The 25024-nt window shown below is 72.9% G+C and carries 17 protein-coding genes and 2 pseudogenes; 4 read left to right on the forward strand and 15 right to left on the reverse strand.

Annotated elements, in window-relative coordinates; genetic code table 11:
* Positions 1 to 24: 24 nt before the first annotated feature.
* The 13 genes from QIS99_RS19335 to QIS99_RS19395 form a co-directional block, all read right to left on the reverse strand.
* The gene (locus tag QIS99_RS19335; protein ID WP_282514800.1) at positions 25 to 564 is read right to left on the reverse strand and encodes a GNAT family N-acetyltransferase; all 540 of its coding nucleotides are present in this window, start codon (positions 562 to 564) and stop codon (positions 25 to 27) included.
* 51 nt (positions 565 to 615) lie between these two features.
* A complete protein-coding gene (locus QIS99_RS19340) occupies positions 616 to 1467 on the reverse strand; it encodes a GNAT family N-acetyltransferase (protein ID WP_282514801.1) in 852 nt (283 codons plus the stop codon).
* A gap of 152 nt (positions 1468 to 1619) precedes the next feature.
* Positions 1620 to 2801 carry a flavodoxin-dependent (E)-4-hydroxy-3-methylbut-2-enyl-diphosphate synthase gene (gene ispG / locus QIS99_RS19345; protein WP_282514802.1) on the reverse strand — a complete coding sequence of 394 codons (1182 nt, stop codon included), beginning with the start codon at positions 2799 to 2801 and terminating at the stop codon, positions 1620 to 1622.
* Between the two features lie 184 nt (positions 2802 to 2985).
* Complete coding sequence (locus tag QIS99_RS19350; RefSeq protein ID WP_282514803.1) at positions 2986 to 4287, reverse strand: M50 family metallopeptidase; 1302 nt, start codon at positions 4285 to 4287, stop codon at positions 2986 to 2988.
* Positions 4284 to 5555 carry a 1-deoxy-D-xylulose-5-phosphate reductoisomerase gene (gene dxr / locus QIS99_RS19355; protein WP_282514804.1) on the reverse strand — a complete coding sequence of 424 codons (1272 nt, stop codon included), beginning with the start codon at positions 5553 to 5555 and terminating at the stop codon, positions 4284 to 4286. The genes QIS99_RS19350 and dxr overlap by 4 nt, the downstream gene beginning before the upstream one ends.
* Entirely contained in the window at positions 5552 to 5779 is a 228-nt protein-coding gene (locus QIS99_RS19360; RefSeq protein WP_282514805.1) for a hypothetical protein, read from the reverse strand. The genes dxr and QIS99_RS19360 overlap by 4 nt, the downstream gene beginning before the upstream one ends.
* 20 nt (positions 5780 to 5799) lie before the next feature.
* On the reverse strand, positions 5800 to 7869 hold the full coding sequence (locus QIS99_RS19365; protein ID WP_282514806.1) for an iron ABC transporter permease: 2070 nt from the start codon (positions 7867 to 7869) through the stop codon (positions 5800 to 5802).
* A gap of 3 nt (positions 7870 to 7872) precedes the next feature.
* Positions 7873 to 8865 (reverse strand): iron-siderophore ABC transporter substrate-binding protein, encoded by a 993-nt coding sequence (locus tag QIS99_RS19370; RefSeq protein ID WP_282514807.1) that lies wholly within the window; start codon positions 8863 to 8865, stop codon positions 7873 to 7875.
* Complete coding sequence (locus QIS99_RS19375) at positions 8862 to 9722, reverse strand: ABC transporter ATP-binding protein (protein ID WP_282514808.1); 861 nt, start codon at positions 9720 to 9722, stop codon at positions 8862 to 8864. The genes QIS99_RS19370 and QIS99_RS19375 overlap by 4 nt, the downstream gene beginning before the upstream one ends.
* A gap of 181 nt (positions 9723 to 9903) precedes the next feature.
* Positions 9904 to 11874 (reverse strand): acyl-CoA dehydrogenase family protein, encoded by a 1971-nt coding sequence (locus QIS99_RS19380; RefSeq protein WP_282514809.1) that lies wholly within the window; start codon positions 11872 to 11874, stop codon positions 9904 to 9906.
* A 207-nt stretch (positions 11875 to 12081) separates the two neighbouring features.
* Positions 12082 to 13527 carry an aldehyde dehydrogenase family protein gene (locus QIS99_RS19385; protein ID WP_282514810.1) on the reverse strand — a complete coding sequence of 482 codons (1446 nt, stop codon included), beginning with the start codon at positions 13525 to 13527 and terminating at the stop codon, positions 12082 to 12084.
* Between the two features lie 199 nt (positions 13528 to 13726).
* Positions 13727 to 15343 carry a PucR family transcriptional regulator gene (locus QIS99_RS19390; RefSeq protein WP_282514811.1) on the reverse strand — a complete coding sequence of 539 codons (1617 nt, stop codon included), beginning with the start codon at positions 15341 to 15343 and terminating at the stop codon, positions 13727 to 13729.
* Positions 15344 to 15625: 282 nt separating this feature from the next.
* Positions 15626 to 17974, reverse strand: coding sequence for a type IV secretory system conjugative DNA transfer family protein (locus tag QIS99_RS19395; RefSeq protein WP_282514812.1), 2349 nt, complete (start codon positions 17972 to 17974; stop codon positions 15626 to 15628).
* A 368-nt stretch (positions 17975 to 18342) separates the two neighbouring features.
* Here QIS99_RS19395 and gabT point away from each other — a divergent pair, with 368 nt between their 5' ends.
* Both gabT and QIS99_RS19405 read left to right on the forward strand, forming a co-directional pair.
* Complete coding sequence (gene gabT / locus QIS99_RS19400; protein WP_282514813.1) at positions 18343 to 19677, forward strand: 4-aminobutyrate--2-oxoglutarate transaminase; 1335 nt, start codon at positions 18343 to 18345, stop codon at positions 19675 to 19677.
* A gap of 272 nt (positions 19678 to 19949) precedes the next feature.
* Positions 19950 to 20660: a phosphatase PAP2 family protein gene (locus QIS99_RS19405; RefSeq protein ID WP_282514814.1), complete on the forward strand. Its 711-nt coding sequence runs from the start codon at positions 19950 to 19952 to the stop codon at positions 20658 to 20660.
* Here the strand turns inward: QIS99_RS19405 and QIS99_RS19410 are convergent.
* Positions 20661 to 21038, reverse strand: a pseudogene (locus QIS99_RS19410) (hypothetical protein); the annotation flags it as partial.
* A gap of 57 nt (positions 21039 to 21095) precedes the next feature.
* On the opposite strand from QIS99_RS19410, the pseudogene QIS99_RS19415 reads away from it, so the two are divergent.
* Together QIS99_RS19415 and tnpB are read left to right on the forward strand one after the other, a co-directional pair.
* A pseudogene (locus tag QIS99_RS19415) lies at positions 21096 to 21659 on the forward strand (IS607 family transposase); the annotation flags it as partial.
* Positions 21660 to 21847: 188 nt separating this feature from the next.
* The gene (gene tnpB / locus QIS99_RS19420; protein ID WP_282514815.1) at positions 21848 to 23281 is read left to right on the forward strand and encodes an IS607 family element RNA-guided endonuclease TnpB; all 1434 of its coding nucleotides are present in this window, start codon (positions 21848 to 21850) and stop codon (positions 23279 to 23281) included.
* A gap of 289 nt (positions 23282 to 23570) precedes the next feature.
* Here tnpB and QIS99_RS19425 read toward each other — a convergent pair whose 3' ends face one another.
* The gene (locus QIS99_RS19425; protein WP_282514816.1) at positions 23571 to 24995 is read right to left on the reverse strand and encodes an NAD(P)/FAD-dependent oxidoreductase; all 1425 of its coding nucleotides are present in this window, start codon (positions 24993 to 24995) and stop codon (positions 23571 to 23573) included.
* Positions 24996 to 25024 lie beyond the last annotated feature (29 nt).

Here is a 25024-nt window from a genome sequence, read left to right on the forward strand (position 1 = left end):
TCGCGCGGGGGCCCGGATTCCGGGTCAGCGGCGGCGCAGCGGCAGGGGTGCGCCCATCACCGCGTACGGCCGGGGGGCGCTGGGGAAGTGGACGTTCCGGGCGAGGTCGGTGTAGCCGAGGGAGCGGTAGAGGCCGCGGGCCGGGCTGTCGGTGTCGATCGCGGAGAGGATCGAGCGGGACTGGGTGGCGGCGTCGGTGAGCTTGGTGATGAGGGTGCGTCCGATGCCGCGGTCCTGGTGGCGGGGGTGGACGTGGAGTTCGGTGATGACGAAGCAGTCGTCGAGCCAGTGGTCGATGTCCTGGGCGCGCAGATAGGGCTCGACGACGCTGGACCACCAGTGGGCGCGGTCGTTGGGCATGCCGTAGACGAAGCCGACGAGGCGGCCCTCGGGGGTGGTGGCGCCGAGGGCGCGGGCGCCGGGGTAGGTGACGTGGCGCAGGACGATCTGGCGGCGTACGGCGATCTCGTCGTCGTCGAGCCCGAAGGCGAGGGCCTGCACGGCGAGGGCCTCGTCCACGTGAGCGGCGAGGTCGAGGGGCCCGATCACGACGTCGTCAGTCATGCGGGAACCCTACTTCTCCGTGCCGGGGTCCCCCAGGGGGCCGGGGGCGGTTCAGAACAGCACGCTCATGAACGTGCCGACCTCGGTGAAGCCGACGCGGCGGTACGAGGCGCGGGCGGGGGTGTTGAAGTCGTTGACGTACAGGCTGACGACGGGGGCGACGTCCGCGAGCGCGTACCGCACGACGGCGGCCATGCCGGTGACGGAGCGGCCCTGGCCGCGGTGTTCGGGGGCGACCCAGACGCCCTGGATCTGGCAGGCCTCGGGGGTGGCGGCGCCGATCTCGGCCTTGAAGATCACCTGGCCCGTGGCGGGGTCGAGGCGGGCGAACGACCGGCCGGAGCCGACGAGTTCGGCGACCCGGGCCTGGTAGAGCAGCCCGCCGTCCCCGGCGAGCGGGGAGACGCCGACCTCCTCGGTGAACATCGCCACGCAGGCCGGCATGATCACGTCCATCTCGTCCTTGCGGATGCGGCGGACGTACGGGTCGGGCGTGATGTCGGCGGGCAGCCGGTCGGTGACCATGAGGGGCTGGTGGCGGCGGATCTCGCGGGGCGGGCCCCAGTGGGGTTCGAGGAGCCGCCAGAGCCGGGCGGTGGGTTCGGCGGGGCCGACGATCGAGGAGCAGCGGCGGCCGGAGCGGCGGGCGCGCTCGGCGAAGGCGCGGACGGCTTCGGGGCCTGCGCAGATCGGTACGAGGTTGGCGCCCGCGTAGCAGAGGGAGCGGAGGCGGCCGTCGGCGTACCAGCCCCACATCTCGCCGCCGAGGCGCCAGGGGTCGAGTCCGGTGACGTGGACGCGGGAGGTGACGAAGGCGTTGTTGACCGGCTCGCGCCCGAGGACCGCCAGGGCGGCGTCCAGATCTGCGGGGTCGAGCACCCTGGTGGTGGTCTGGGTCAACACGTTCGCTGGGGCCTCACCGTAAAGCCGTAATGTCTGCCGGTCTCCGCACTGTACCCGGCATGGCCGAGCCCCGTCCCTGCGAGCTGCGGGGACGGGGCTGTGCGCCGCACCGGGCGATACGGGGACGGGGCTCGGGCGCTACGGGGAGGGGGTCAGCCGGCGACCGAGGCCTCGGGCTCGCCCAGGGCGACCACAGCCGGCTCGCCGGCGGGGACGCCGTCCTGCTCCATCTGCTCGGCGATCTTCATCGCCTCCTCGATGAGGGTCTCCACGATCTTCGACTCGGGGACGGTCTTGATGACCTCGCCCTTGACGAAGATCTGGCCCTTGCCGTTGCCGGAGGCGACGCCGAGGTCGGCCTCGCGGGCCTCGCCGGGGCCGTTGACGACGCAGCCCATGACGGCGACGCGCAGCGGCACCTCCAGGCCGTCGAGGCCGGCGGTGACCTCTTCGGCGAGCTTGTAGACGTCGACCTGGGCGCGGCCGCAGGACGGGCAGGAGACGATCTCCAGGCGCCGCGGCTTGAGGTTCAGGGACTCCAGGATGGAGTTGCCGACCTTGACCTCCTCGACCGGCGGGGCCGACAGGGAGACGCGGATCGTGTCGCCGATGCCCTCGGCGAGCAGCGCGCCGAACGCGACGGCCGACTTGATGGTGCCCTGGAAGGCGGGGCCCGCCTCGGTGACGCCGAGGTGCAGCGGGTAGTCGCACTGGGCGGCGAGCTGGCGGTAGGCGTTGACCATCACGACCGGGTCGTTGTGCTTGACCGAGATCTTGATGTCGCGGAAGCCGTGCTCCTCGAAGAGCGAGGCCTCCCAGAGGGCGGACTCGACCAGGGCCTCGGGGGTGGCCTTGCCGTACTTCTGCAGCAGGCGGCGGTCCAGGGAGCCGGCGTTGACGCCGATGCGGATCGGGGTGCCCGCGTCGCCGGCGGCCTTGGCGATCTCCTTGACCTTGTCGTCGAACTGCTTGATGTTGCCGGGGTTGACGCGGACCGCGGCGCAGCCGGCGTCGATGGCGGCGAACACGTACTTCGGCTGGAAGTGGATGTCGGCGATGACCGGGATCTGCGACTTCTTGGCGATCACCGGCAGGGCGTCGGCGTCGTCCTGCGTGGGGCAGGCCACGCGGACGATCTGGCAGCCGGAGGCGGTCAGCTCGGCGATCTGCTGCAGCGTGGCGCCGATGTCCGAGGTGCGGGTGGTGGTCATCGACTGGACCGACACCGGGGCGTCGCCGCCGACCGCGACCGTGCCGACCTGGATCTGCCGGGACTTGCGCCGCTCGGCGAGCTTGGTCGGTACGGACGGCATTCCCAGAGAAATAGCAGTCATCTGCTGTGCAACCCCAAGGTGTGGATCAGGTGGGTCGAAGCGGAGCGTGCGTGCCCCGCGCTCGGCGGGCTCCGGATGTCGAGATTACGCCACGCCGTGCGCCGTAAGCACATCGCACGGCGGTGGGGTACCACGCACGGCGGCCGTCCACGCAGTGTGGGCGGCCGCCGTGAACGGGACGTGATCAGGAGATTCTGACCGGGTTGACGACGTCGGCGATCAGCACCAGGAGGGTGAAGCAGACGAAGATCCCGGCGACCACGTAGGCGACCGGCATCAGCTTCGCCACGTCGAACGGCCCGGGGTCGGGCCGCCGCAGCAGCTTGGCGAAGCCGCGTCGTACGGACTCCCAGACGGCGCCCGCGATGTGGCCGCCGTCCAGGGGCAGCAGCGGGAGCATGTTGAACAGGAACAGGGAGAGGTTGAAGCCCGCGACGAGGAACAGCATCATCGCGATCTGGTTCTCCGGCGGGATGTCCAGGGTGAACACCTCGCCGCCGACGCGGGCCGCGCCGACCACGCCCATCGGGGAGTCCTGCTTGCGCTCGCCGTCGCCGAAGGCCGCGTCCCACAGGTCAGGGACCTTGGAGGGCAGGGCGATCAGGGACTCGACGCCGTTCTCCATCATGTCGCCCATACGGACCACGGACTCGCCGAAGGACTGTTCGACGATGCCGGAGGCGGGGGTGAAGCCGAAGAAGCCGGCGGTGACGTACTCGCCCTCGACGTAACCGCCCTCGCCGTCGGTCTTGCTGACCTTGTTCTCGATCAGGTCGGCCTTGAGGACCTTGCGGGCGCCGTCACGCTCGACGGTCACGGTGGCCGGGCCGATGGTGTCGCGGATCGTGGTCTGCAGGGTGGACCAGTCGCCGATCGGCTTGCCGTCGACCGCGACGATGGTGTCGCCGGGCTTGAGCCCCGCGGCCTTGGCGGGGGCGGGCCTGTCGCCCTTCTCGCAGGTGGAGCGGTTCTCGGACTGGGCGATGACGCAGTCGGAGACCTTGCTGACCGTGGTGGTGGTCTCGTTCCAGCCGAAGGTCATCAGGACGCCGAGGAAGATCGCGACGGCCAGGATCAGGTTCATGAACGGCCCGGCGAACATCACGATGACGCGCTTCCACGGCTTGCGCGTGTAGAAGAGCCGCTTCTCGTCGCCGGGCTGCAGCTCCTCGAAGGCGGCCGAGCGGGCGTCCTCGATCATGCCGCGCCAGGGCGAGGTGGAGCGGGCCTCCATGCGTCCGTCCGGGCCCGGCGGGAACATGCCGATCATGCGGATGTAGCCGCCGAGCGGGACGGCCTTGATGCCGTACTCGGTCTCGCCCTTCTTCCGCGACCAGAGGGTCGGGCCGAAGCCGACCATGTACTGCGGCACGCGGATGCCGAAGAGCTTGGCGGTCGACAGATGCCCCAGCTCGTGCCAGGCGATCGAGAAGAGCAGCCCGATCACGAAGACCACTATGCCGAGGATCATCATCAGGGTCGTCATGCACGCGCCTCCGCGGTGGCCTTGGCGGACAGTTCTGCCGACAGTTCACGGGCCCGGGTGCGCGCCCAGGCATCCGCTTCCAGGACGTCCGACAGGGTGAGCGAGGTTCCCGTACGCGGGGTTCCGTGCTCGGTGACGACCTGGGTGACGGTGTCCATGATGCCGGGGTAGGGCAGCTTCCCGTGCAGGAAGGCGTCCACGCACTCCTCGTTGGCGGCGTTGAACACGGCGGGGGCGGTGGAGCCGAGTTCGCCGACGTGCCGGGCCAGGTTGACGGCGGGGAAGGCCTCGTCGTCCAGGGGGAAGAACTCCCAGCTCGATGCCCTGGTCCAGTCGAAGGCGGGGGCCGCGTCCGGGACCCGCTCGGGCCAGCCGATGCCGATGGCGATGGGGCCGCGCATGTCGGGCGGGGTGGCCTGGGCGAGCGTGGAGCCGTCGGTGAACTCGACCATCGAGTGCACGTAGGACTGCGGGTGCACGACGACGTCGATGCGGTCGAACGGGATGTCGTAGAGGAGGTGGGCCTCGATGACCTCCAGGCCCTTGTTGACAAGCGTCGAGCTGTTGACGGTGATCACCGGGCCCATCGCCCAGGTCGGGTGGGCGAGCGCGTCCTCGGGCGTGACGTCGGCCAGCTGTTCCTTCGTACGGCCGCGGAAGGGGCCGCCGGAGGCGGTGACGACGAGCTTGCGGACGTCGGCGCGGGTTCCGGAGGCCAGGGCCTGGAAGAGCGCGGCGTGCTCGGAGTCGACGGGGATGATCTGGCCGGGCTTGGCGATGGCCTTGACCAGCGGGCCGCCGACGATCAGCGATTCCTTGTTGGCGAGGGCGAGGGTGCGGCCCGCCTCCAGGGCGGCCAGGGTCGGGGCGAGGCCGATGGAGCCGGTGATGCCGTTGAGCACCGTGTGGCAGTCCGATGCGGCGGCCTGGGTGGCGGCGTCCGGGCCTGCGAGGATCTCGGGGAGCGGTTCGCCGCTGCCGTACTGGGCGGCGAGGGCCTCGCGCAGGGCGGGCACCGCGTCCTCGCGGGCGACCGCGACGGTGCGCACGCGCAGCCGTCTGGCCTGTTCGGCGAGCAGCCCGACCCGGCCGCCGGCGGCGGAGAGTGCGGTCACGCGGAAGCGGTCGGGATGGCGCAGGACCAGGTCGACGGCCTGGGTGCCGATGGATCCCGTCGAGCCCAGGACGACGATGTCCCGGGGGCCGTCGTCCGTCACCGGGTCGAAGACCAGATGCGGATCGGCGAGGGGCGTTGGACTGTCGCTCATGCCCCCATTGTTGCCTGGCTTCTTGTGGATCCTGACCGGGTGCCCCTGCCAGTCGCCGGGGAGCCGGTCGCGTACGCCGTCTCGTACGCCGTCTCGTACGTCGTCCCGTCCGTCGTCCCGTCCGTCGTCCCGTCCGTCGTCCCGTCCGTCGTCCCGTCCGTCGTCCCGTCCGTCGTCCCGTCCGTCGTCCCGTCCGTCGTCCCGTCCGTCGTCCGGTGCGTCATCTCGTACGTCCTCCCTTACGTCACTGTCGGCGGCCCCGGATCAGCAGGTGCAGGAAGTACGGCGTGCCGATCACGGCGGTCATCAGGCCCGCGCCGAGCTGGGCCGGGGCGATGACGGTGCGGCCGACCAGGTCCGCGGTGCAGACGAGCGCGGCGCCGAGGAGGACGGCGACGGGCAGCACGCGGTGGTGCCGTCGTCCGGCCAGGGCGCGGGCGGCGTGCGGGGCGACGAGGCCGACGAAGCCGATGGTGCCCGCGGCGGCGACGGCGGTGGCGGTGAGCAGGACGGCCAGGGCGAGGAAGCCGAGCCGGCCGCGGGCGAGGCCGAGGCCGAGGAGGCGCGGGGTGTCCTCGTCGAGGGAGAGCAGGTCGAGCTCGGTGCGGCGCAGGGCGGCGACGGCCAGGCCGACGGCGAGGACGACGGCCAGGGGCGCGACGTCGGGCAGGGTGCGGCCGTAGGTGGAGCCGGAGAGCCAGGTGAGGGCCTTGGTGGCGTTGAACGGGTCGGTGAGCACGATGAGCAGGCTGACCAGGGCGGCGGTGCCGGTGGCGACGCCGAAGCCGACGAGGACGAGCCGGTTCTGCCCGAAGCCGCCGCGGGCGGCGAGCCCGAAGACGAGGACGGAGCTGAGCGCGGCGCCCGCGAACGCGGCGGCGGCGACGCTCCAGGACGCGGCGACGGGCACGGTCGTGACGAGCAGCACGGCGCCCAGCGCGGCGCCGCCGGAGACACCGAGGGTGCCGGGTTCGGCGAGCGGGTTGCGGGTGACGGCCTGCACCAGGGTCCCGGCGAGGGCGAGGGCGGCGCCGGCGAGGAGGGCGGCCAGGACGCGGGGCACGCGGGTGTCGAGGACGAAGCCGATGCTCTGACCGGCCCTGCCCTGGGCCCAGTTGAGGACGTCGCCGAGGAGCAGCTTGGCGTCGCCGAGGAGGACGGCGGCGATGCTCAGGCCGACGACGACGGCGACGAGGACGGCCGTGGAGGTGAGGAACGCGGTGCGGCTGCGCAGCCGTATCCGCTCGGGGGCGGCGGGGCCCGCGGTGTCGCGCAGCCGGGCGGCGGTGGCGATCAGGAAGGCGGCGCCGATGAGGCTGGTGGCGACGCCGGTGGGCACGGCGACCGCGACGTCGGCGGGGACGACGGTGCGCAGCGCCACGTCGGAGCCGAGCACGAGGGCGGCGCCGGCCAGCCCGGCGAAGGGGATGCGTGCGCGGGCCCGGGTGAGCGCCTTGACGCGGCGGGCGAGCGGTCGTACGAGGGCGGGGGCGCAGAGGCCGACGAAGCCGATCGGTCCGGCGAGGGTGACGGCGGCGGCGGAGAGCAGCGCGGCGAGGACGACGCCGGTGGCGCGGGTGGCGCGGACCGGGACGCCGAGGCCGCGGGCGGCGTCGTCGCCCAGGGCGAGGGCATCGACGCGGCGGGCGAGCAGGAGCAGTCCGGCGAGCCCGGCGAGGGCGATGGGCGCTACCTGGAGGACGCCGTCGAAGCCGCTCTGCGCGATGCTGCCCTGGTTCCAGGCGTACAGGCCCTCGGTCTGCTGCGGGAAGAGCAGCAGCAGTCCCTCGGTGACGGCGGTGAGGCCGAGGGTGAGGGCGCTGCCGGCGAGGACGAGCTTGACGGTGCCGGTGCCGAGCCCGGACAGGCCGAGGACGACGGCAGCGGCGGCGAGGCCCCCGGCGAAGGCGATGCCGGAGGAGGTGAGCAGCGGCAGCGAGACCCCGGTGACGGCGGCGAGGCCGAGGGCGAGGTAGGACCCGGCGTTGACGGCGAGGGTGTCGGGTGAGGCGAGGACATTGCGGCTGACGGACTGCAGGGCGGCGCCGGCCATGCCGAGGACGGCCCCGACGAGGAGTCCGGCGACGGCCCGGGGCAGCCGGGAGGCGATGACGACGGAGGCGTCCGTGGGGTCGGCCCGGCCGGTGAGCGCCTTGACGACCTCGGGGGCGCCGACGTCGGCGGTGCCCTGGGTGAGGTCGACGAGGGCGAGGACGGCGACGAGGAGGACCAGTGCGGCCGCCACCGCGGCCGCGCCCGCCCGGGACGCGGCCGTGGAGGGTCGTACGGCGGGGGTGGTTGCGGTGGCGGCCATCGGTTACTTGGTCAGCGCCTTCACGACGGAGTCGACGTACTGGCTCATCGACGTGGTGCCGCCGAACATCCAGATGCCGTCGGGGAGGCGGTGGACGTTGCCCTTCTTCACGAACGGCAGGGAGGTCCACACCTTGTCCTTCTTGAGGACGCCGGCGAACGGGGTGCTGTTCTTGTCGCCGTCGCTGCCGATGTAGGCGAACTCGACGTCGTCGCCCAGCTTGGTGAGGCCCTCGACGTCGGTGGCGCCGAGGCCGTAACTCTTGTCGCCCTTGACCTTCCAGGGGTTCTTCAGGCCGAGTTCGGCGTTGACGGCGCCGATGAGGGAGCCGCTGGTGAAGGGGCGGACGGAGACCTGGTTGGACCTGACGTAGCCGTCCGCGAAGGCGAACTCGGCGCCGTCGAGCCCCGCGTCCTTCAGCGCCTTGCGGCCCTCGGCGAGCTTCGCGTCGAAGTCCTTCTTCAGCTTCTCGGCGCGCTCGGTGGTGCCGGTGGCCTTGGCGATGAGGTCGAGGTTGCCGGTCATCCGGCCGATCGGGTCGGAGGCGTCGGCGGCGCGGATCTCCAGGACCGGGGCGACCTTGCGGAGTTGCTTCACCGCGTTCGGGGGGAGGTCGCTGGTGGCGACGATCAGGTCCGGGTTCAGGGCGGCGATGCTGTCGGTGCTGGGTTCGCCGCGGGTGCCGATGTCCTTGGGCTCGTTCTTGAGCGGGGCGGCGGTGTTCCACGTCTTGTAGCCCTTGACGTCGGCGACGCCGACCGGGTCGACGCCGAGCGAGACGAGGTCCTCCACGACGTTCCACTCGGTGCCGACGACCTTCTTCGCCGGTCCGTCGAGCTTCACCTTCTCGCCGCTCGCGTCGGTGAGGGTGATGGCCTCGGCGGCCTTGGCGTCGGTGTCGGTGTCGGCGTCGGTGGCGGGCTGGGTGGTCCCGCAGGCGGTCAGGGCGAGGGCCGCGGCGGTGACGGCCGCCGCGGTGCACAGGAGGCGTCTCATGACGGGGAGTTGAGCCTTTCGGTACGGGTGTGGTGTCGGCCGACGGCGCGGGTGCGGAGGCGGCCGGTGAGCGGGTCGGTGTCGACCTCGATGCGGATGCCGTACGTGTCGGTCAGCCGCTGGGGGGTGAGGACGTCCTCGGGGAGGCCGTCGGCGACGATCCGGCCGTCGTGCAGCAGCACGATGCGGTCGGCGACGGTCGCGGCCTGGTCGAGGTCGTGCAGGACGACGCCGACGGCGATGCCGTGGTCGTCGGCCAGGTCCCGCACGAGGTCCAGGAGTTCGACCTGGTAGCGCAGGTCGAGGTAGGTGGTGGGCTCGTCGAGGAGCAGGACGCCGGTGTCCTGGGCGAGGCAGCCGGCCAGCCAGACGCGCTGAAGCTGTCCGCCGGAGAGGTGTTCGGCGCCGCGCTCGGCGAGTCCGGTGAGCCCGGTCAGGGCGAGGGCCCGGTCCACGGCACCGCGCCCGCCCGGATCGGCCCTGCCCCAGCGGCCGCGGTACGGGTAGCGCCCGAACTCGACGACGTCGCGCACGGTCAGGCCGCCGGGGGTGGGGCGGGACTGGGTGAGCAGGGCGACGTACCGGGAGAACGCGCGTGGGGACAGGGCGAGTCCGTCGGTGTCGGCGTCGAGGACGAGGGTGGCGCTGCGCGGACGTTGCAGCCGGGCGACGGTGCGCAGCAGGGTCGACTTGCCGCTGCCGTTCGGCCCGACGAGCGCGGTGACCTCGCCGGGCCGCAGCGCGAGGGACGCGTCGTGCACGACGTCCACGCCGTCGTACGCCACGGTCACCCCGGTGGCCGCAAGGGTGTGGCCACGGGTGCGGGGGGCCGCGGAGGTCTCTTCTGCAACGTTCACGTCGCGAAGGTTAGCCTAACCTTAACGGGCCACGGAAGGCACCTCCACGATCCGGACGCAAGCCGAATTCGCGCCGCATGCCAGCTGCTTCACGCCACCCGCTCACACCAGCGGCTGCACGCCACCCGCTCACAGCAGCTGCACGCCACCCGCTTCACGCCACCCGCGTACGCGGCCCGCCTCAGCGGATCGGCCGGTGCACGTTCTCCTTCACCGTCGGCCCCGGCGTCGCGTCGGCGATCCACGGCCCCTCGCCGCTGGGGTCGACGACGCCCTGCTCCAGCCACGCGTACGTACCGGAAAGCACACCCCGTACGACCTTGCGGTCCAGGTCGTCCGTGTTGGCCCACAGGCGGTCGAACAGCTCCTCGACGCGCAGCCGGGACTGGCGGCAGAAGGCGTCGGCGAGTTGGTACGCCTCTCGCCCGAACTCGCCCTCGCCGCGCAGGAGTTCGGCCCGTACGCAGGCCGCGCTCATCGCGAACAGCTCCGCGCCGATGTCCACGATCCGGCCGAGGAAGCCCTGCTTGGTCTCCATCCGGCCCTGCCAGCGGGACATGGCGTAGAAGGTGGAGCGGGCGAGCTTGCGCGAGGTGCGCTCCACGTACCGCAGATGGGCGGCCAGGTCCGGGTGGCCCGCCGGGTGGAAGTCCCCGTACGAGAGCGGGAGTTGGCCGGGTCCTGCGACGAGCTTCGGCAGCCAGCGCGCGTAGAAGCCGCCCGCCCGGGCGCCCGCCTTCGCCTTGTCGCCGAGGGACTTGTCCGGGTCGATCAGGTCCCCGGCCGCCTTCAGGTGGGCGTCGACGGCCTCGCGGGCGATCAGCAGATGCATGATCTCGGTGGAGCCCTCGAAGATCCGGTTGATGCGCAGGTCGCGCAGGACCTGCTCGGCGGGGACGGCGCGTTCTCCGCGGGCGGCGAGCGAGTCGGCGGTCTCGAAGCCGCGGCCGCCGCGGATCTGGACCAGCTCGTCGGCCATCAAGCAGGCCATCTCGGAGCCGTACAGCTTGGCGAGGGCGGCCTCGATGCGGATGTCGTTGCGGTCCTCGTCGGCCATCTGCGAGGACAGGTCGAGCACCGCCTCCAGGGCGAAGGTGGTGGCCGCGATGAACGAGATCTTGCTGCCGACCGCCTCGTGCAGCGCGATCGGCCGCCCCCACTGCTCGCGCTCGGCGGACCACTCGCGGGCGATCTTCAGGCACCACTTGCCGGCGCCGACGCACATCGCGGGCAGCGAGAGGCGGCCGGTGTTGAGGGTGGTGAGGGCGATCTTCAGGCCGGCGCCCTCGGGGCCGATGCGGTGCGCGGCGGGGACCCGGACCCGGTGGAAGCGGGTGACGCCGTTCTCCAGGCCGCGCAGCCCCATGAAGGCGTTGCGGTGCTCCACGGTGACACCCTCGTCGCCTGCCTCCACCAGGAACGCGGTGATCCCGCCGGGGTGCCCTTCGGACTTCGGCACCCGCGCCATCACGACGAGCAGGTCGGCGACGACGCCGTTGGTGGTCCACAGCTTCACGCCGTCCAGGACGTAGCCGTCCTCCCCGTCCGGTACGGCGGTGGTGGCGAGGCGGGCCGGGTCGGAGCCGACGTCCGGCTCGGTCAGCAGGAACGCGGAGATGTCGGTGGCGGCCAGGCGCGGCAGGAACGTGTCCTTCTGCTCCTGGCTGCCGAACAGCTTCAGCGGCTGGGGGGCGCCGATCGACTGGTGCGCGGAGAGCAGCGCGCCGATCGCCGGGCTGGCGGAGCCGACCAGGGCGAGTGCCTTGTTGTAGTAGACCTGCGTGAGGCCGAGGCCCCCGTACTTCGCGTCGATCTTCATGCCGAGCGCGCCGAGCTCCTTGAGCCCGCGGATCACGTCGTCGGGGATGCGCGCCTCGCGGTCGATGAGGGCGCCGTCGACCTCGTTCTCGCAGAACTCCCGCAGCCGGGCGAGGAAGGCCTCGCCGCGGCGCACGTCCTCGTCGGCGGGCAGGGGGTGCGGATGGATCAGGTCGAGCCGGAACCGGCCGAGGAACAGCTCCTTGGCGAAGCTCGGCTTGCGCCACTCCTGCTCCCTGGCCGCCTCGGCGACCTGCCGCGCCTCCCGTTCGGAGACCTTCGGCTCCTTGTGCGTTCCTGCCGTGCCTGCCGTGCCTGCCGTGCCTGCCGACATGAGGGCTCACCTCGCCGCGCATCGGGGACTCACCGGAGGGTAGGGGCACCGACCGGGCCTACTCGGTCGTATCTACCCGAAGAGGAAGATCCCCACCAGGGCTCGGGGGCGTTCGGCGCAACGCGAAGCCGCCTCCGTGTTCTGGCGCAACGCGAAGGCGGCCGGAACCCCGCACAGGTTCCGGCCGCCTCCTGGGGGACGTACGGCTTACAGCTCCAGGCCGGTCAGGACCAGGACCCGCTCGTACGTGTAGTCCGCCATGGCGTGGGCGACGCCCTCGCGGCCGACGCCGGACTGCTTGACGCCGCCGTACGGCATCTGGTCGGCGCGGTAGGACGGCACGTCGCCGACGATCACGCCGCCGACCTCAAGGGCGCGGTGGGCGCGGAAGGCGCGCTGCACATCGTGCGTGAACACGCCCGCCTGCAGGCCGTACTTGGAGTCGTTGACGGCGTCGAACGCGGCCTGCTCGCCGTCCACCTTGGTGACGGTGAGGACCGGGCCGAAGACCTCCTCGCAGGCGAGGGTGGTGTCGGCGGGCACGTCGGCGAGGACGGTCGGGGCGTACGAGGCGCCCTCGCGCTTGCCGCCCGCGAGCAGCGTGGCACCGGCGGCGACGGCCTCGTCCACCCAGGACTCGACGCGCTTGGCGGCGTTCTCGTCCACGAGCGGGCCGACCTCGGTGGCCGCGTCCGACGGGTCACCGGTGACCTGCGCCTCGACGGCGGCGACGATACGGGGAAGGAGCCGGTCGTAGACGGAGGCGTCGGCGATCACGCGCTGCACGGAGATGCAGGACTGGCCGCCCTGGTAGTTCGAGAAGGTCGCGATGCGGCTCGCGGCCCAGTCGAGGTCGGCGTCGGAGGAGAAGTCGTCCAGGACGACGGCCGCGCCGTTGCCGCCGAGTTCGAGGGTGATGTGCTTGCGCGGCACCGAGTCCATGATCGCGTAGCCGACCTTCTCGGAGCCCGTGAAGGAGATGACGGGCAGACGCTCGTCCTGGACCAGGGCGGGCATCTTGTCGTTGGCGACCGGAAGCACCGACCAGGAGCCCTCGGGCAGGTCCGTCTCGGCGAGCAGCTCACCGAGGATCAGACCGGAGAGCGGGGTGGCCGGGGCGGGCTTGAGGATGATCGGGGCGCCGGCGGCGATGGCCGGGGCGACCTTGTGCGCGCACAGGTTCAGCGGGAAGTTGAACGGCGCGATACCGAGGACCACGCCGCGCGGGAAGCGGCGGGTCAGGGCGAGCCGGCCCTGGCCGCCCGCGTCGGTGTCCAGGCGCTGGGCGTCGCCGCCGTTGAAGCGGCGGGCCTCCTCGGCGGCGAGACGGAACACCGCCACCGCCCGGCCGACCTCGCCGCGGGCCCACTTGATCGGCTTGCCGTTCTCGGCGGAGACCAGCTGGGCGATCTCCTCGGCGCGCTCGGCCAGCCGCGCGGTGACGTGGTCGAGGGCGGCGGCCCGCACGTGGGCGGGGGTCGCGGAAAGCGCCTCGCGCGAGGCGTACGCGGCAGCGACGGCCTCCTCGACCTGCGCGTCGGTCGGGACGCTCACGCGGCCGACGGTGCGGCCGTCCCAGGGCGAGGTGACGTCGAAGGTGGTGTCGCCGGTGGCCTGGCGGCCGGCGAGCCAGAAGGCAGTGGTGTCGGTCATGGTGCCCGGCCCTTCCGCGGTGGTGTGTCTGGGGTACGAGGGGTTCGTACGAGGGGTACGGCCCCACGGTAGGCGCGGGCGCCGCGCGCGCCTCTTGTACGAGGTGGAGGAGTTGGGGTGGGCGGGGTGCCGGAATGGCCCAGTTCCCCGTGCCCCTGTCGGGGCCCGGCCCATACCTGCACCTACGGGGCAGCAGCCCTCAGTCCGACGCCGCCGCCGACACCTTCAGCGCCAGCCAGAGCTCCATCCGCGCGTCCGGGTCGTCCAGGGAGCGCCCCAGGATCTCCTCGACCCGCCGCATGCGGTAGCGCAGCGTATGGCGGTGGACGCCGAGGTCCGCCGCCGCCGCGTCCCACTGGCCGTGCCGGGAGAGCCACGCCCGGAGCGAGGCCACGAGATCCCCGCGGCCCGTCGCGTCGTGCTCGCGCAGCGCCCGCAGCATGCCGTCGGCGAAGGCCCGTACCGCGTCGTCGGCGAGCAGCGGCAGGACCGAGCCCGCGGCCAGCTCCTCGTGTTCGACCAGGGTGCGGCCGCGGCGCCGGGCGACGGAGAGGGCCTGTTCGGCCTGCTTGTACCCGGTGGCGGCGGCGATCGGTCCGGCCGGCGCGGACAGGCCGACCACCAACTGCTCGCCGTCGGCGGCCGGTTGCTCGCGGCCCTCGGCGCGGGCCGCGTCGGTGACGGCGGCCAGCTGCAGGCAGGCGGTGGCCGCGGCGCCGCCGTCGGCGAAGAGCAGCACGAGCCGGTCGCCGCCGTCCGGTACGACGAGCACGGCCTCACCGGCACGCGCGGCCGCGGCCTCGACGACGTCCGCGAGGTCGGCCAGCGGGTCGTGTCCGGCAACCGCGGGCGCGCTGCCGCCTGCGCGCGGGTGGGCCGGGGCGGTCTCGGCGATCAGCAGCCGGAACGGGGCGTCGAGGAGTCCGCCGTACAGCTCGCCCGCGACGGTGCGGGCGTGGTCCGGCTCCCCGGCGAGCAGCATCCGCAGGACCGCCGCGCCGAGGCGCTGTTCGGCGGCGTGCAGGGAGCGGGAGCGCTCGGTGGTGAGGGTGAGCAGGGCGATCGCGGAGTGCACCGCGTACCGCTCCGCCGTGCCGAGCGCGGCCGCGGTGCCGACGGCGAGCGCGGTGCGCGGGCGGCGCCCCGCGCCCAGGGAGTGCAGCTCGACGCGGTCGTCGGCGCCGCCGATCAGGGCGCTGGCGGGCGCCGGGCGGTCCCGCAGGCGCTCCACCTCGGAGGTGAGCCGGGCGGCGCGGCGGGCGGCCCACTCGGGCGCGGTGGCGACGACGGAGCCGGACGCGTCGTACAGCGCCGCCCAGCCGTCGACCTGCGCGGCGAGCGCGGTGAGCACACCCTCGGGGCCGCCGCTGAGGGCCTGCCGGGTGAGTTCGCGCTGGGCGGCGAAGCCGTCGGTGACGGAGCGGTACTGGTCGGCGGCGATGGCCGCCGAGACCTCCTTGACGATCGCCAGGAACGGCGTGCGGCGCGGCACTTCGAGCAGCGGCAGGTCCTCGGCCCTGGCCGCGGCGACGAGGGCGTCGGGGACGTCGTCGTAGTGCACGCCGACCGCGAAGCCGAGGCCGATGACACCCGCGCCGACGAGCCGCCGGACGTACTCCCGCATGGCCTCCGGGTCCTCGGCGTCCAGCTTGAGGGCGGTGATCAGCAGCAGCTCCCCGCCCTCCATGTAGGGCACGGGGTCGGTGAGTTCGCTGGCGTGGGCCCAGCGCACGGGCGTGTCCAGGCGGTCCTCGCCCGCGCGCACGGTGAGTTTGAGCTTGGAGTGCTGGACGAGCGAGGCGAGCGTGGGCGGCATGGGACCTTCACGGCTTCTGGTCGGTTGGGCGGTGCGGAGGCGGCGGTGACGAGGCGGCGGTGACGAGGCGGCGGTGACGAGGCGTACGGGGCTCGGCAGGGCACCACTCAGGATCGAACAGGACCAAACGGGATCATTTGGCCGACCCGTATGAACGGCCCTCGTCAATTCTGCCTCACCGTATGGAAGCTGCGTGTCGATTCCGTGAGCGCTCTTGCCTGTGCCGGTACGGACGTACTAACGCGGGCCGCCCGCGCCGCCCCCGTTGGCCCGCGCCGCTCCTCAGCCCCGCAGGTCGACCAGGAGCGGCGGCGCCGAGGCCCCGTCGACCGTCGCCAGGGAGAGGACGGCGTGGCCGGGCGGGACGTTCTGCGCGAGGTCGGAGGCGGACCAGCGTTCGCGCTCGACCTGGCGGACGGTGACCGCGTCCGTGGTGACCGCCCGCCCGGTGACCAGCCTGCGCAGCGCGTGCAGGGCCCGGGCCATCGGCTGATCGGCGTAGACCGTGTGCTGGGCGACCTCCCGGGTCTCCACCCGCTCGGTGCCCCAGGCCGCCGCGAACGGCCGCCCGTCCCAGGTGGTCACCCCGGAGAACGCCATCCGGCAGCCGACCGCCGCGTACAGCGGGTCCTGCAGCGGCTCGGGCACCTCGCCGACCGTGCGCAGGCCGAGCACCACGCCCGCGTGCAGGGACCGCAGCCGCCGGATCGCGGGCACGCTCCCGGCGGTCAGGGTACGCGCGGCGTCGTCGAGGACCAGGCAGGCGAAGTGCGGGCGCCCGGCCCGGTCCCGTACGACGTGGGAGAACTGGGCGAGCAGCAGCCGGGCGAGGAACCGGGAGGCCTCCTCGTGCCGCGGCTCGGGCAGGTCGACGCGGACCCGCAGCGGGTGGTGGGCCACGGCCGACACGGAGAACGGGGCGCCCTCGTCCCCGCCGAAGGACCCGGCGAAGGCGGGCCGGTCGACGAGGGCGAGCCGTTCCGCGAGCGCCGGGCACGGGTCGCCCGGCGTGCCCGACTGCCGGACCCGCGCGTCCAGTTCGCGCCGCATCCCGGCGTGCCGGGCCGTGTCGCCGAGCTCCGCCCGCAGCGCGGACAGGGCGGCCGGCTCGCCCTCCAGGAGCTCGCGCAGCACCCGTACGGAGGGGAAGTGTCCGTGCACCGCGCGGTAGGGGCCGAGCAGCTGGGCCAGCGCGGTGGCGGAGCGCCGGGTGTCCGCGGATTCGAGGTCGCCGACCAGCGCCTCGGCCAGGAACGCGGCGGCCTCGTCCGGGTCGGCACAGCCCGCGTACAGGTCGAGGGCGTACGGGGACGCCGGGTCGCCGGGCCGGACCACGACGTCGTACGCGTCGTCCGGGCCCAGCGGCGTACCGGCGGCGCAGACCGCGACGACCGCGGCCCGCCCGGTGAGCGCCTGCAGCGCGAGGCCCTCGGCGACGGGCCGCATCAGCTGCCTGGTCTTGCCCGCGCCGGACGGGCCGACGGCGAGCAGCGAGGTACCGAGGACCTTGGGTTCGAGGGCGGCCTGGATGCCCCGGACGGCGTACGGGTTCCGCTCGTCCTGCGCGAAGCGGCCGATCCTGACCTGGTCGACGAGCAGGTCGTGGGTGGCGCTGCGGGCGGGCAGGTCACGGCTGCCGGACGGGTGCGCCCAGGCGGCGGCGCCGTGCCGGGCGACGGTGTCCGCGAACGCCGCCCGCTTGCCGGGGTCGCTCCCGGCGGCGTCCCAGGCGCGGGTGACGCGGGCGCAGTCGACGTCGTTCATCCGGCCGTCGCGCAGTTCGGCGGCGAGCAGGTCGGCCGCCTTGTCCTGCCCGGCGGCGCGCAGTTGGGGCCAGTGGGCGGAGGTGGGGGCGGTTGCGGGGCGGGGCGGGGGCGGTGCGGTGGGCGACTTCCGCAGGGCCGAACGCCAGCCGCCGATCCGGGCGAAGGGCCAGAGCACGGCGAGCGTGATCGACGTGTATACGACGTAGGTGACCACAGGGGTGGACGTGAACACCGAGCGGCCCGCGAGCAGCGCGACCAGAGAGAGCACGGGCGTGACGACGGGCACGGGTTCCAGGCCGAGCCCGAAGACGCCCGGCCAGACGAGGGCGAGGACTCCCACGGCGGCCACGGCGGCGATCAGGGCGCGCGAGGGCTGCGGCCTGGCCCTCACGAAGTACCGGACGGCCTCACTCCAGGTGCTGAGCCGGACCACCGCCCAGACCAGGAGGCCGAACACGGCGCCGCCGTAGACGATCAGCGCGTGCTGCCCCTGCCATCCCTGGGGGGAAATGCTCCCCGCGTACCACCACTCCGCCGGGGTGAACACCTTCACCGGCATCCACAGGTACGGAAAGCTGCCGTTCTGCAACAGCGACCAGAGCACCAGGCCGAGCACCGTGGGAATCACCATCCCCCGGACCAGGCGCCGCTTCAGCTCCCGGTCGTCCTGCTGGGGCCCCCGCGGCCGGTACCCGAACCGCCAGACCCCCGGCTCCGCCTCGGGCCGCGCCGTCGCCAGCCACTCGGCGACCGGGGACGCGCCGGAGCCGGGCGGCCGGCGGGGCATCGGCGGTGCGGCGGGCGTGCTCACCGGCGTGGGCGGCTGCTTCCCGTCGTGTGCCTCGTACGTGCCCTCGCGGTCCATGACCTGTGCCCCCTGCTGCTTCCGCCCTTGCCCGACCTGTCGGCCCGCGCCCGCCTGACCTGGCGGCCGGCGGGTGCGTCCGCGCTCAATCTAGTTGCAGCGGCGGGGCAGTTCACCGTTCCCCGGCCACCGCGCGGGCCCGCCGCGGAGCGCGCACCCGGCCGCACGCCATGTCCGCCGCGGAGCGCGCACCCGGCCGCACGCCATGTCCGCCGCGGAGCGCGCACCCGGCCCTACGCCATATCCGCCGCGGACAAGCCAGGCGGCCTACTACTCCCCAACGGAACATGCCCGCTCCCCCGCACCGCGCCTAGCCTGCGCAGAAGAGCAAGCGTCCGAACCCCCACATTCGCCCCGGGAGCCCCCTTATGACCGCCATTCCGCAGGAGCGCCGCCTCGTCACCGCGATCCCCGGCCCGAAGTCGCAGGAGCTGCAGGCCCGCCGCACGTCGGTGGTGGCCGGCGGCGTGGGCTCCGTACTGCCGGTGTTCACCGCGCGCGCGGGCGGCGGCGTCATCGAGGACGTCGACGGCAACCGCCTGATCGACTTCGGCTCCGGCATCGCCGTGACCTCCGTCGGCGCCTCCGCCGAGGCCGTCGTGCGCCGCGCCTCCGCGCAGCTCGCCGACTTCACGCACACCTGCTTCATGGTCACGCCGTACGAGGGCTACGTGGAGGTCTGCGAGGCGCTGGCCGAGCTGACGCCGGGCGACCACGCCAAGAAGTCCGCGCTGTTCAACTCGGGCGCCGAGGCCGTCGAGAACGCCGTGAAGATCGCCCGCGCGCACACCAAGCGCCAGGCCGTCGTCGTCTTCGACCACGGCTACCACGGCCGCACCAACCTGACCATGGCGCTGACCAGCAAGAACATGCCGTACAAGCACGGCTTCGGCCCGTTCGCGCCCGAGGTCTACCGGGTGCCGGTGGCGTACGGCTACCGCTGGCCGACCGGCCCGGAGAACTGCGGCCCCGAGGCCGCCGCGCAGGCCATCGACCAGATCACCAAGCAGGTCGGCGCCGAGAACGTCGCCGCGATCATCATCGAGCCGGTGCTCGGCGAGGGCGGCTTCATCGAGCCGGCCAAGGGCTTCCTGCCCGAGATCGCGAAGTTCGCAGGCGACAACGGCATCGTCTTCGTCGCCGACGAGATCCAGTCCGGCTTCTGCCGCACCGGCCAGTGGTTCGCCTGTGAGGACGAGGGCGTCGTCCCCGACCTGATCACCACCGCCAAGGGCATCGCCGGCGGCCTCCCGCTGGCGGCGGTCACGGGCCGCGCCGAGATCATGGACTCCGCGCACGCGGGCGGCCTCGGTGGCACCTACGGCGGCAACCCGGTGGCCTGCGCCGGTGCGCTCGGCTCGATCGAGACGATGAAGGAGCTCGACCTCAACGGGAAGGCCAAGCGCATCGAGGAGGTCATGAAGGGCCGCCTCGCCGCGATGCAGGAGAAGTTCCAGATCATCGGCGACATCCGCGGCCGCGGCGCCATGATCGCCGTCGAGCTGGTCAAGGACCCTGCGACCAAGGAGCCGAACCCGGAGGCCGCCGGCGCGCTCGCCAAGGCCTGCCACGCCGAGGGCCTGCTCGTCCTCACCTGCGGCACCTACGGCAACGTGCTGCGCTTCCTGCCGCCGCTGGTCATCGGCGAGGACCTGCTGAACGAGGGCCTGGACATCATCGAGCAGGCGTTCGCGCAGATCTGAGACGCCTGACGCACGCACGGGCCACGGCAGACGCTGTGAAGAAGGTGTGCGAGGCGGGTGGCGGGATGAGCGATCGCCTGTCGGAACCGCCGCCCTCTGCCGTACGTTCTTCGCAGATGAGAGAAACACGCCGCTCACCGGAGACTGTGGGCGACACCGGGACGGAGCCTCGCAAGGCCCGCCCGGGCCGTGCCCTCGCGCACACTGCCGGAGCTTCTGGCTCCGGATCTCCTCACCGATCGGACGGCCGCCCGCCCCAAACCCCCCGGGGCGTGCGGCACGCCGGTCCCCACGGCCGCCCCGGAACCACCCCCCCTGTTCCGGGGCGGCCGGCCCCTTTCCGTCAACTCCTCGCCGCGTCGGCCGCGTTGGGCCTGGGCTTCGCCCTGGTCAGTTGGCAGGTCGCCGCGTCCGGGCCGTTCCGCGCGGCCGATGAGCGGTTCGCGGGCCTCGTCCGGCGCAGCGGCCTCCCGGACGGCGTGGCCGAACTCCTCGCCGATCTCGGCCATATGACCGTCGCGCCGGTGGTGCTCGCCGCGGCCGTCGCGTACGCGGTGCCGCGCGCCCGGCGCGCGGCCGAGCCGCGCTGGTGGCTCGGCCCGCTCTGCGCCGCGCTGGCGCTGGCCGCCGTGCCGCTGCTCGTCGCCCCGCTCAAGGCCCTCTTCGACCGGCCCGGCCCGCCCGGCACGGGCGGCGCCGACGGCTCGGGCGGCTTCTACCCCTCGGGCCACGCGGCCACCGCGATCGTCGCGTACGGGGCCGCCGCCCTGCTCGTCCGCCCCTGGCTGCGCACCGCCCGGCTGCGCCGCGGACTCCTCGCCGGCACCGCCCTGCTTGTGGCCGCCGTCGGCTACGGCCTGGTCCGGCGCGGCTACCACTGGCCCCTCGACGTCCTCGCGAGCTGGCTGCTCGGCGGCATGCTCCTGACCGCCCTGACCCTCACCGCCCGCCGAAGCACGCTCACCGCCCGCCGAAGTACGTAGTCAAGCGCCGCCCTGGCCGCCTCCCCCCGCCAGCCGCGCCGCCGCCTCATGCATGGCGAGTTCGAGCAGCGCCGGGTCGTTGAGGGTGCCCGAGCCGTCCGGCGGGACCAGCCAGCGCACGCCGCCGGTGGCCCGGCCGGGGTACGGCACGACGATCCAGGTGCCGTCGCCCGCGCCCCGTACGCCGGTGCCGATCCAGCGGCCCACCGTGCCCGCGGGCACGAAGAAGCCGGTCCGGGCGTCGCCGGAGTCGGCGAGGACGGGGCCGGGGCGGTCGATGCAGCGGTTCAGCACGTCGAGGGTCGGACAGCCGAGCTCGCCCGGCAGGATCAGCACATCCCAGAGCCGGCCCGCCGGGAGCAGCGCCACCCCGAGGGGGATAGCAACTGTTGTGCTATGTCTCATCGTTGATCACCAATCATCTATGCTGGTCTCATGAGGTTGTCCGATTGGGCCGCTCGTGAGGGCGTGCATTACCAGACCGCTTGGCGGTGGGCGAAGGCCGGGAAGATGCCCGTGCCGGTGTCCCAGTCGCCTACCGGCGTGTGGTTCGTGCACGAGCCGGAGAAGACTCAGGAGGGGCGGGTCGTGGCGTACTGCCGCGTCTCATCGGCCGACCAGAAGAGCGACCTTGAGCGGCAGGTGACCCGCGTAGTCACCGGGGCCACCAAGCTGGGCCTGGCCGTGGGCGAGGTCGTCACCGAGATCGGGTCGGGCCTCAACGGCAAGCGTCGCAAGCTGCACCGCGTCCTGGCCGACCCCGACGCCGCCGTGATCGTGGTCGAGCATCGTGAGCGGCTGGCCCGCTTCGGAGTCGAGCACCTGCAATCCACACTCGCCGCATCGGGCCGCAAGCTGATCATCCTTGATGCCGAGGAGACCAGTGACGATCTGGTGCGGGACATGACCGAGGTGCTGACGTTGATGTGCGCCCGCCTGCACGGGCAGCGTGCCGCGAAGAATCGGGCCGCTCGTGCCGTTGCCGCGGCGACCGCCGAGGGCGCCGAGGGCGCCGAGGGCGCCGAGGGCGCCGAGGGCGCCGAGGGCGCCGAGGGCGCCGAGGGCGCCGAGGGCGCCGAGGGCGCCGAGGGCGCCGAGGGCGCCGAGGGCGCCGAGGGCGCCGAGTGAGCGACAACGAAGAGAAGCCGAAGAGGAAGCGGCCGAAGTTCCAGCCGCAGCCCGGTTTCGTGGTCCAGGCGTTCAAGTACGCCCTGGACCCGAACGCGACACAGGAAGCCGCGCTGCGTTCGCACTGCGGTGCGTCCAGGGCCGCATACAACTGGGCTATCGGATGGGTGACTGCATCCTGGTGGCAGCGCAAGGCCGAAGCGTCGTACGGAATCCCCGAAGGGGAGCTGACGCCGTGGCGGCCGTGGTCGCTGCCCGCGTTGCGTAAGGAGTTCAACCAGGCCAAAAAGACCAACCACTTCGCCGACTGGTGGGAGGAGAACTCCAAGGAGGCATACAACACCGGCCTGGCGAACGCCGCTGCCGCATTCGACAACTACGCGAAGTCGAAGAACGGCCGACGCAAGGGCGCTCGTATGGGCATGCCCCGCTTCAAGTCCAAGCACAAGGCGCGCCTTGCGTGCCGGTTCACCACCGGCACCATCCGCGTCGATGTCGACGGCCGTCATGTGACACTGCCCCGGCTGGGCACGATCCGCACCCACGAGAGCACGACCAAGCTCCAACGCCGGGTCGCGGGCGGTACGGCCCGCATCCTGTCGGCGACCGTGCGCCACGAGCGGGGCCGCTGGTTCGTCTCGTTCCAGGTCGAGACCCGGCGGGAGATCACCCGCGTCGCACGTCCCGGCGTTGCGGTGGGCGTCGACCTCGGGGTGAAGGTGCTCGCCGTCATGGCCGACTCGGCCGGCGAGATCCGGTACGCGCCGAACCCGAAGCACTACGAAACTGCCCTCAAGACGCTCAAGCGGCTGTCCCGCCGTGTCTCGCGCCGCCAAGGCCCGGCCGTCCACGACCCGATCACGGGCAAGACGACTCGCCGGGAGCCGTCGAACCGCTGGCGCAAGGCCAACGAGCAGCGCAACCGCATCCACCACCGCACCGCGAACCTGCGGGCCGATGCCCTGCACAAGCTGACCGCCAGCATCCGGGACGAGTACGGAACCGTCGTGGTCGAAGACCTCAACGTCGCCGGGATGCTCAAGAACCGGCGTCTGGCCCGCAAGATCGCCGACGCCGGATTCGGAGAGATCCGCCGCCAGCTCACTTACAAAGGACAGCGCAACGCCTGCCGCACGGTGGTCGCCTCGCGCTGGTACCCCAGCTCAAAGACTTGCTCGTCGTGCAAGACAGCGAAAGCCAAGCTGCCTTTGCACGTCCGAGTGTTCTCCTGCGACAACTGCGGCCTGGTCATGGACCGGGACGAGAACGCCGCACGCAACCTCGCCGACCTCGCGTCGGCCGGCATGACCGGTACCGGAGTGGCCGGAGACCGGGGTACGCAAGTGACGAAACCTCGTGGAGCCGACCACAAGACCCGCGCTACCCGATCCAGCCGCAAGGCCGGGACGGGGCGGGCAGGTGGCGCAATCCCGCAACAGCGGACAGAAACGAGAGACCGTCAACAGGACACCGAAGCCCTCACGCTTTGGTGACACCGTCACGGACTTTCCCGGCCGAAATGTCGGGATTACTGAGAGCCGTTGAGGCTTTCAGCAACGGTTGCGCTCCCACTCCCAGCGGCAGGCCTCGGGGTCCGGTGCCACCGAGACCAGCCACTCCACTGCCGACTGCGCCCCCGTACCGTCCATGGCAGGGCCTCCCTCTCGTCGCCGCACGATGCGTGTCACGAGAGAGAGGCCGCGGAGCCGCCGCCCTTACGCGGGTTCGGAAAACTGGTGGAAAATTGCTCGCCGCCCCAGGCCGTGTCCGGAAAGCCCCGCCTCAGCTGTCGAAGCCGAGGCCCAGCCGGTCCATGGTCCGCAGCCACAGGTTCCGGTGGCCCGCGTGCGCGTCCGCGCGGGCGAGGGACCACTTGGTCAGGCCGATCCCGGCCCACGCGAACGGCTCCGGCGGGAACGGCAGCGGCCGCGTACGGACCATCTCCAGGCAGGTGCGCTCGGTGGGCTCGCCCGCGAGCAGGTCGAGCATCACGTCCGCGCCGAACCGGGTGGCGCCCACGCCGAGGCCGGTGTACCCGGCCGCGTACGCCACCCGCCCCTGGTGCGCCGTACCGAAGAACGCCGAGAACCGGGAACACGTGTCAATGGCGCCGCCCCAGGCGTGGCTGAAGCGCAGGCCCGCCAGTTGCGGGAAGCAGTCGAAGAAGTGGCCGGCGAGCCGGGCGTACGTCTCGGGCCGGTGGTCGAGTGCGGCGTCGAGCTTGCCGCCGTACGGGTAGACCGCGTCGTAGCCGCCCCAGAGGATGCGGTGGTCGGCGGTGAGCCGGAAGTAGTGGAACTGGTTGGCCGCGTCGCCGAGGCCCTGGCGGTTCTTCCAGCCGATCGCGTCGAGCTGGTCCTGGGTGAGCGGTTCGGTGGTCAGGGCGTAGTCGTAGACCGGGACGGTGAGCGGGCGGACGCGCTTGACCAGGGACGGGAAGACGTTCGTGGCGAGCGCGACGCGGCGGGCCAGGACCCGGCCGTACGGGGTGCGCACGGCCATGCCCGCGCCGTGCCGGACGAGGGCGGTGGCCGGGGTGTTCTCGTGGACGCGGACGCCGAGGCGCAGGCAGGCCGCCTTCAGGCCCCAGGCCAGCTTGGCCGGGTTCAGCATCGCGACGCCGGCGCGGTCGTGGAGGCCGCCGTGGAACGTCGGCGAGTCGACCTGCTCGCGGACCGCGTCCCGGTCGAGGAGTTCCACGCCGTCCGCGAGGCCGAGGCGGCTCATCTCGCCGTACAGCTCGGTGAGTTCGTCGACCTGGTGCGGGGCGGTGGCGACGTCGATCTCGCCGGTGCGCTCGAAGTCGCAGTCGATGCCGTGCCGGGCGAGGGCCGCCTCGATCTCGTCCAGGTTGCGGGCGCCCAGCTCCTCCAGCTTCGGCAGCTCGCCGGGCCAGCGGGCCAGGCCGTTGCCGAAGCCGTGGGTGAGGGAGGCGGCGCAGAAGCCGCCGTTGCGGCCGGAGGCGGCCCACCCGGCCTCGCGGGCCTCGATGAGGACGACCTCGCGGCCGGGGTCGCGCTCCTTGGCGCCCAGCGCGGTCCACAGTCCGCTGTAGCCGCCGCCGACGACGAGCAGGTCGCACTGCTCGCCGCCGGTGAGGGCGGGCTCCGCGGCGGGCCTCGCGGGGTCGTCGAGCCAGTACGGGACCGGCTTGACGCCCGCGAGGGTGTCCAGGACATCTGCACTGCTCATGGCGCTACGGGCCATGGCTTCCAACTCCCTTGAGAACTACACGA

It is taken from the genome of Streptomyces solicavernae, from assembly GCF_029968095.1.
GTDB lineage: Bacteria > Actinomycetota > Actinomycetes > Streptomycetales > Streptomycetaceae > Streptomyces > Streptomyces solicavernae.

Excerpts from the sequence above, each read along its gene's own strand:
- gabT (WP_282514813.1), top strand. The coding sequence starts at position 18,343 with ATGACCGCCATTCCGCAGGAGCGCCGCCTCGTCACCGCGATCCCCGGC.
- QIS99_RS19385 (WP_282514810.1), bottom strand. The coding sequence starts at position 13,527 with ATGACCGACACCACTGCCTTCTGGCTCGCCGGCCGCCAGGCCACCGGC.
- QIS99_RS19365 (WP_282514806.1), bottom strand. The coding sequence starts at position 7,869 with ATGGCCGCCACCGCAACCACCCCCGCCGTACGACCCTCCACGGCCGCG.
- QIS99_RS19360 (WP_282514805.1), bottom strand. The coding sequence starts at position 5,779 with ATGACGCACCGGACGACGGACGGGACGACGGACGGGACGACGGACGGG.
- QIS99_RS19390 (WP_282514811.1), bottom strand. The coding sequence starts at position 15,343 with ATGCCGCCCACGCTCGCCTCGCTCGTCCAGCACTCCAAGCTCAAACTC.
- QIS99_RS19380 (WP_282514809.1), bottom strand. The coding sequence starts at position 11,874 with ATGTCGGCAGGCACGGCAGGCACGGCAGGCACGGCAGGAACGCACAAG.
- dxr (WP_282514804.1), bottom strand. The coding sequence starts at position 5,555 with ATGAGCGACAGTCCAACGCCCCTCGCCGATCCGCATCTGGTCTTCGAC.
- QIS99_RS19335 (WP_282514800.1), bottom strand. The coding sequence starts at position 564 with ATGACTGACGACGTCGTGATCGGGCCCCTCGACCTCGCCGCTCACGTG.
- QIS99_RS19425 (WP_282514816.1), bottom strand. The coding sequence starts at position 24,995 with ATGGCCCGTAGCGCCATGAGCAGTGCAGATGTCCTGGACACCCTCGCG.
- QIS99_RS19370 (WP_282514807.1), bottom strand. The coding sequence starts at position 8,865 with ATGAGACGCCTCCTGTGCACCGCGGCGGCCGTCACCGCCGCGGCCCTC.
- ispG (WP_282514802.1), bottom strand. The coding sequence starts at position 2,801 with ATGACTGCTATTTCTCTGGGAATGCCGTCCGTACCGACCAAGCTCGCC.
- QIS99_RS19395 (WP_282514812.1), bottom strand. The coding sequence starts at position 17,974 with ATGGACCGCGAGGGCACGTACGAGGCACACGACGGGAAGCAGCCGCCC.
- QIS99_RS19350 (WP_282514803.1), bottom strand. The coding sequence starts at position 4,287 with ATGACGACCCTGATGATGATCCTCGGCATAGTGGTCTTCGTGATCGGG.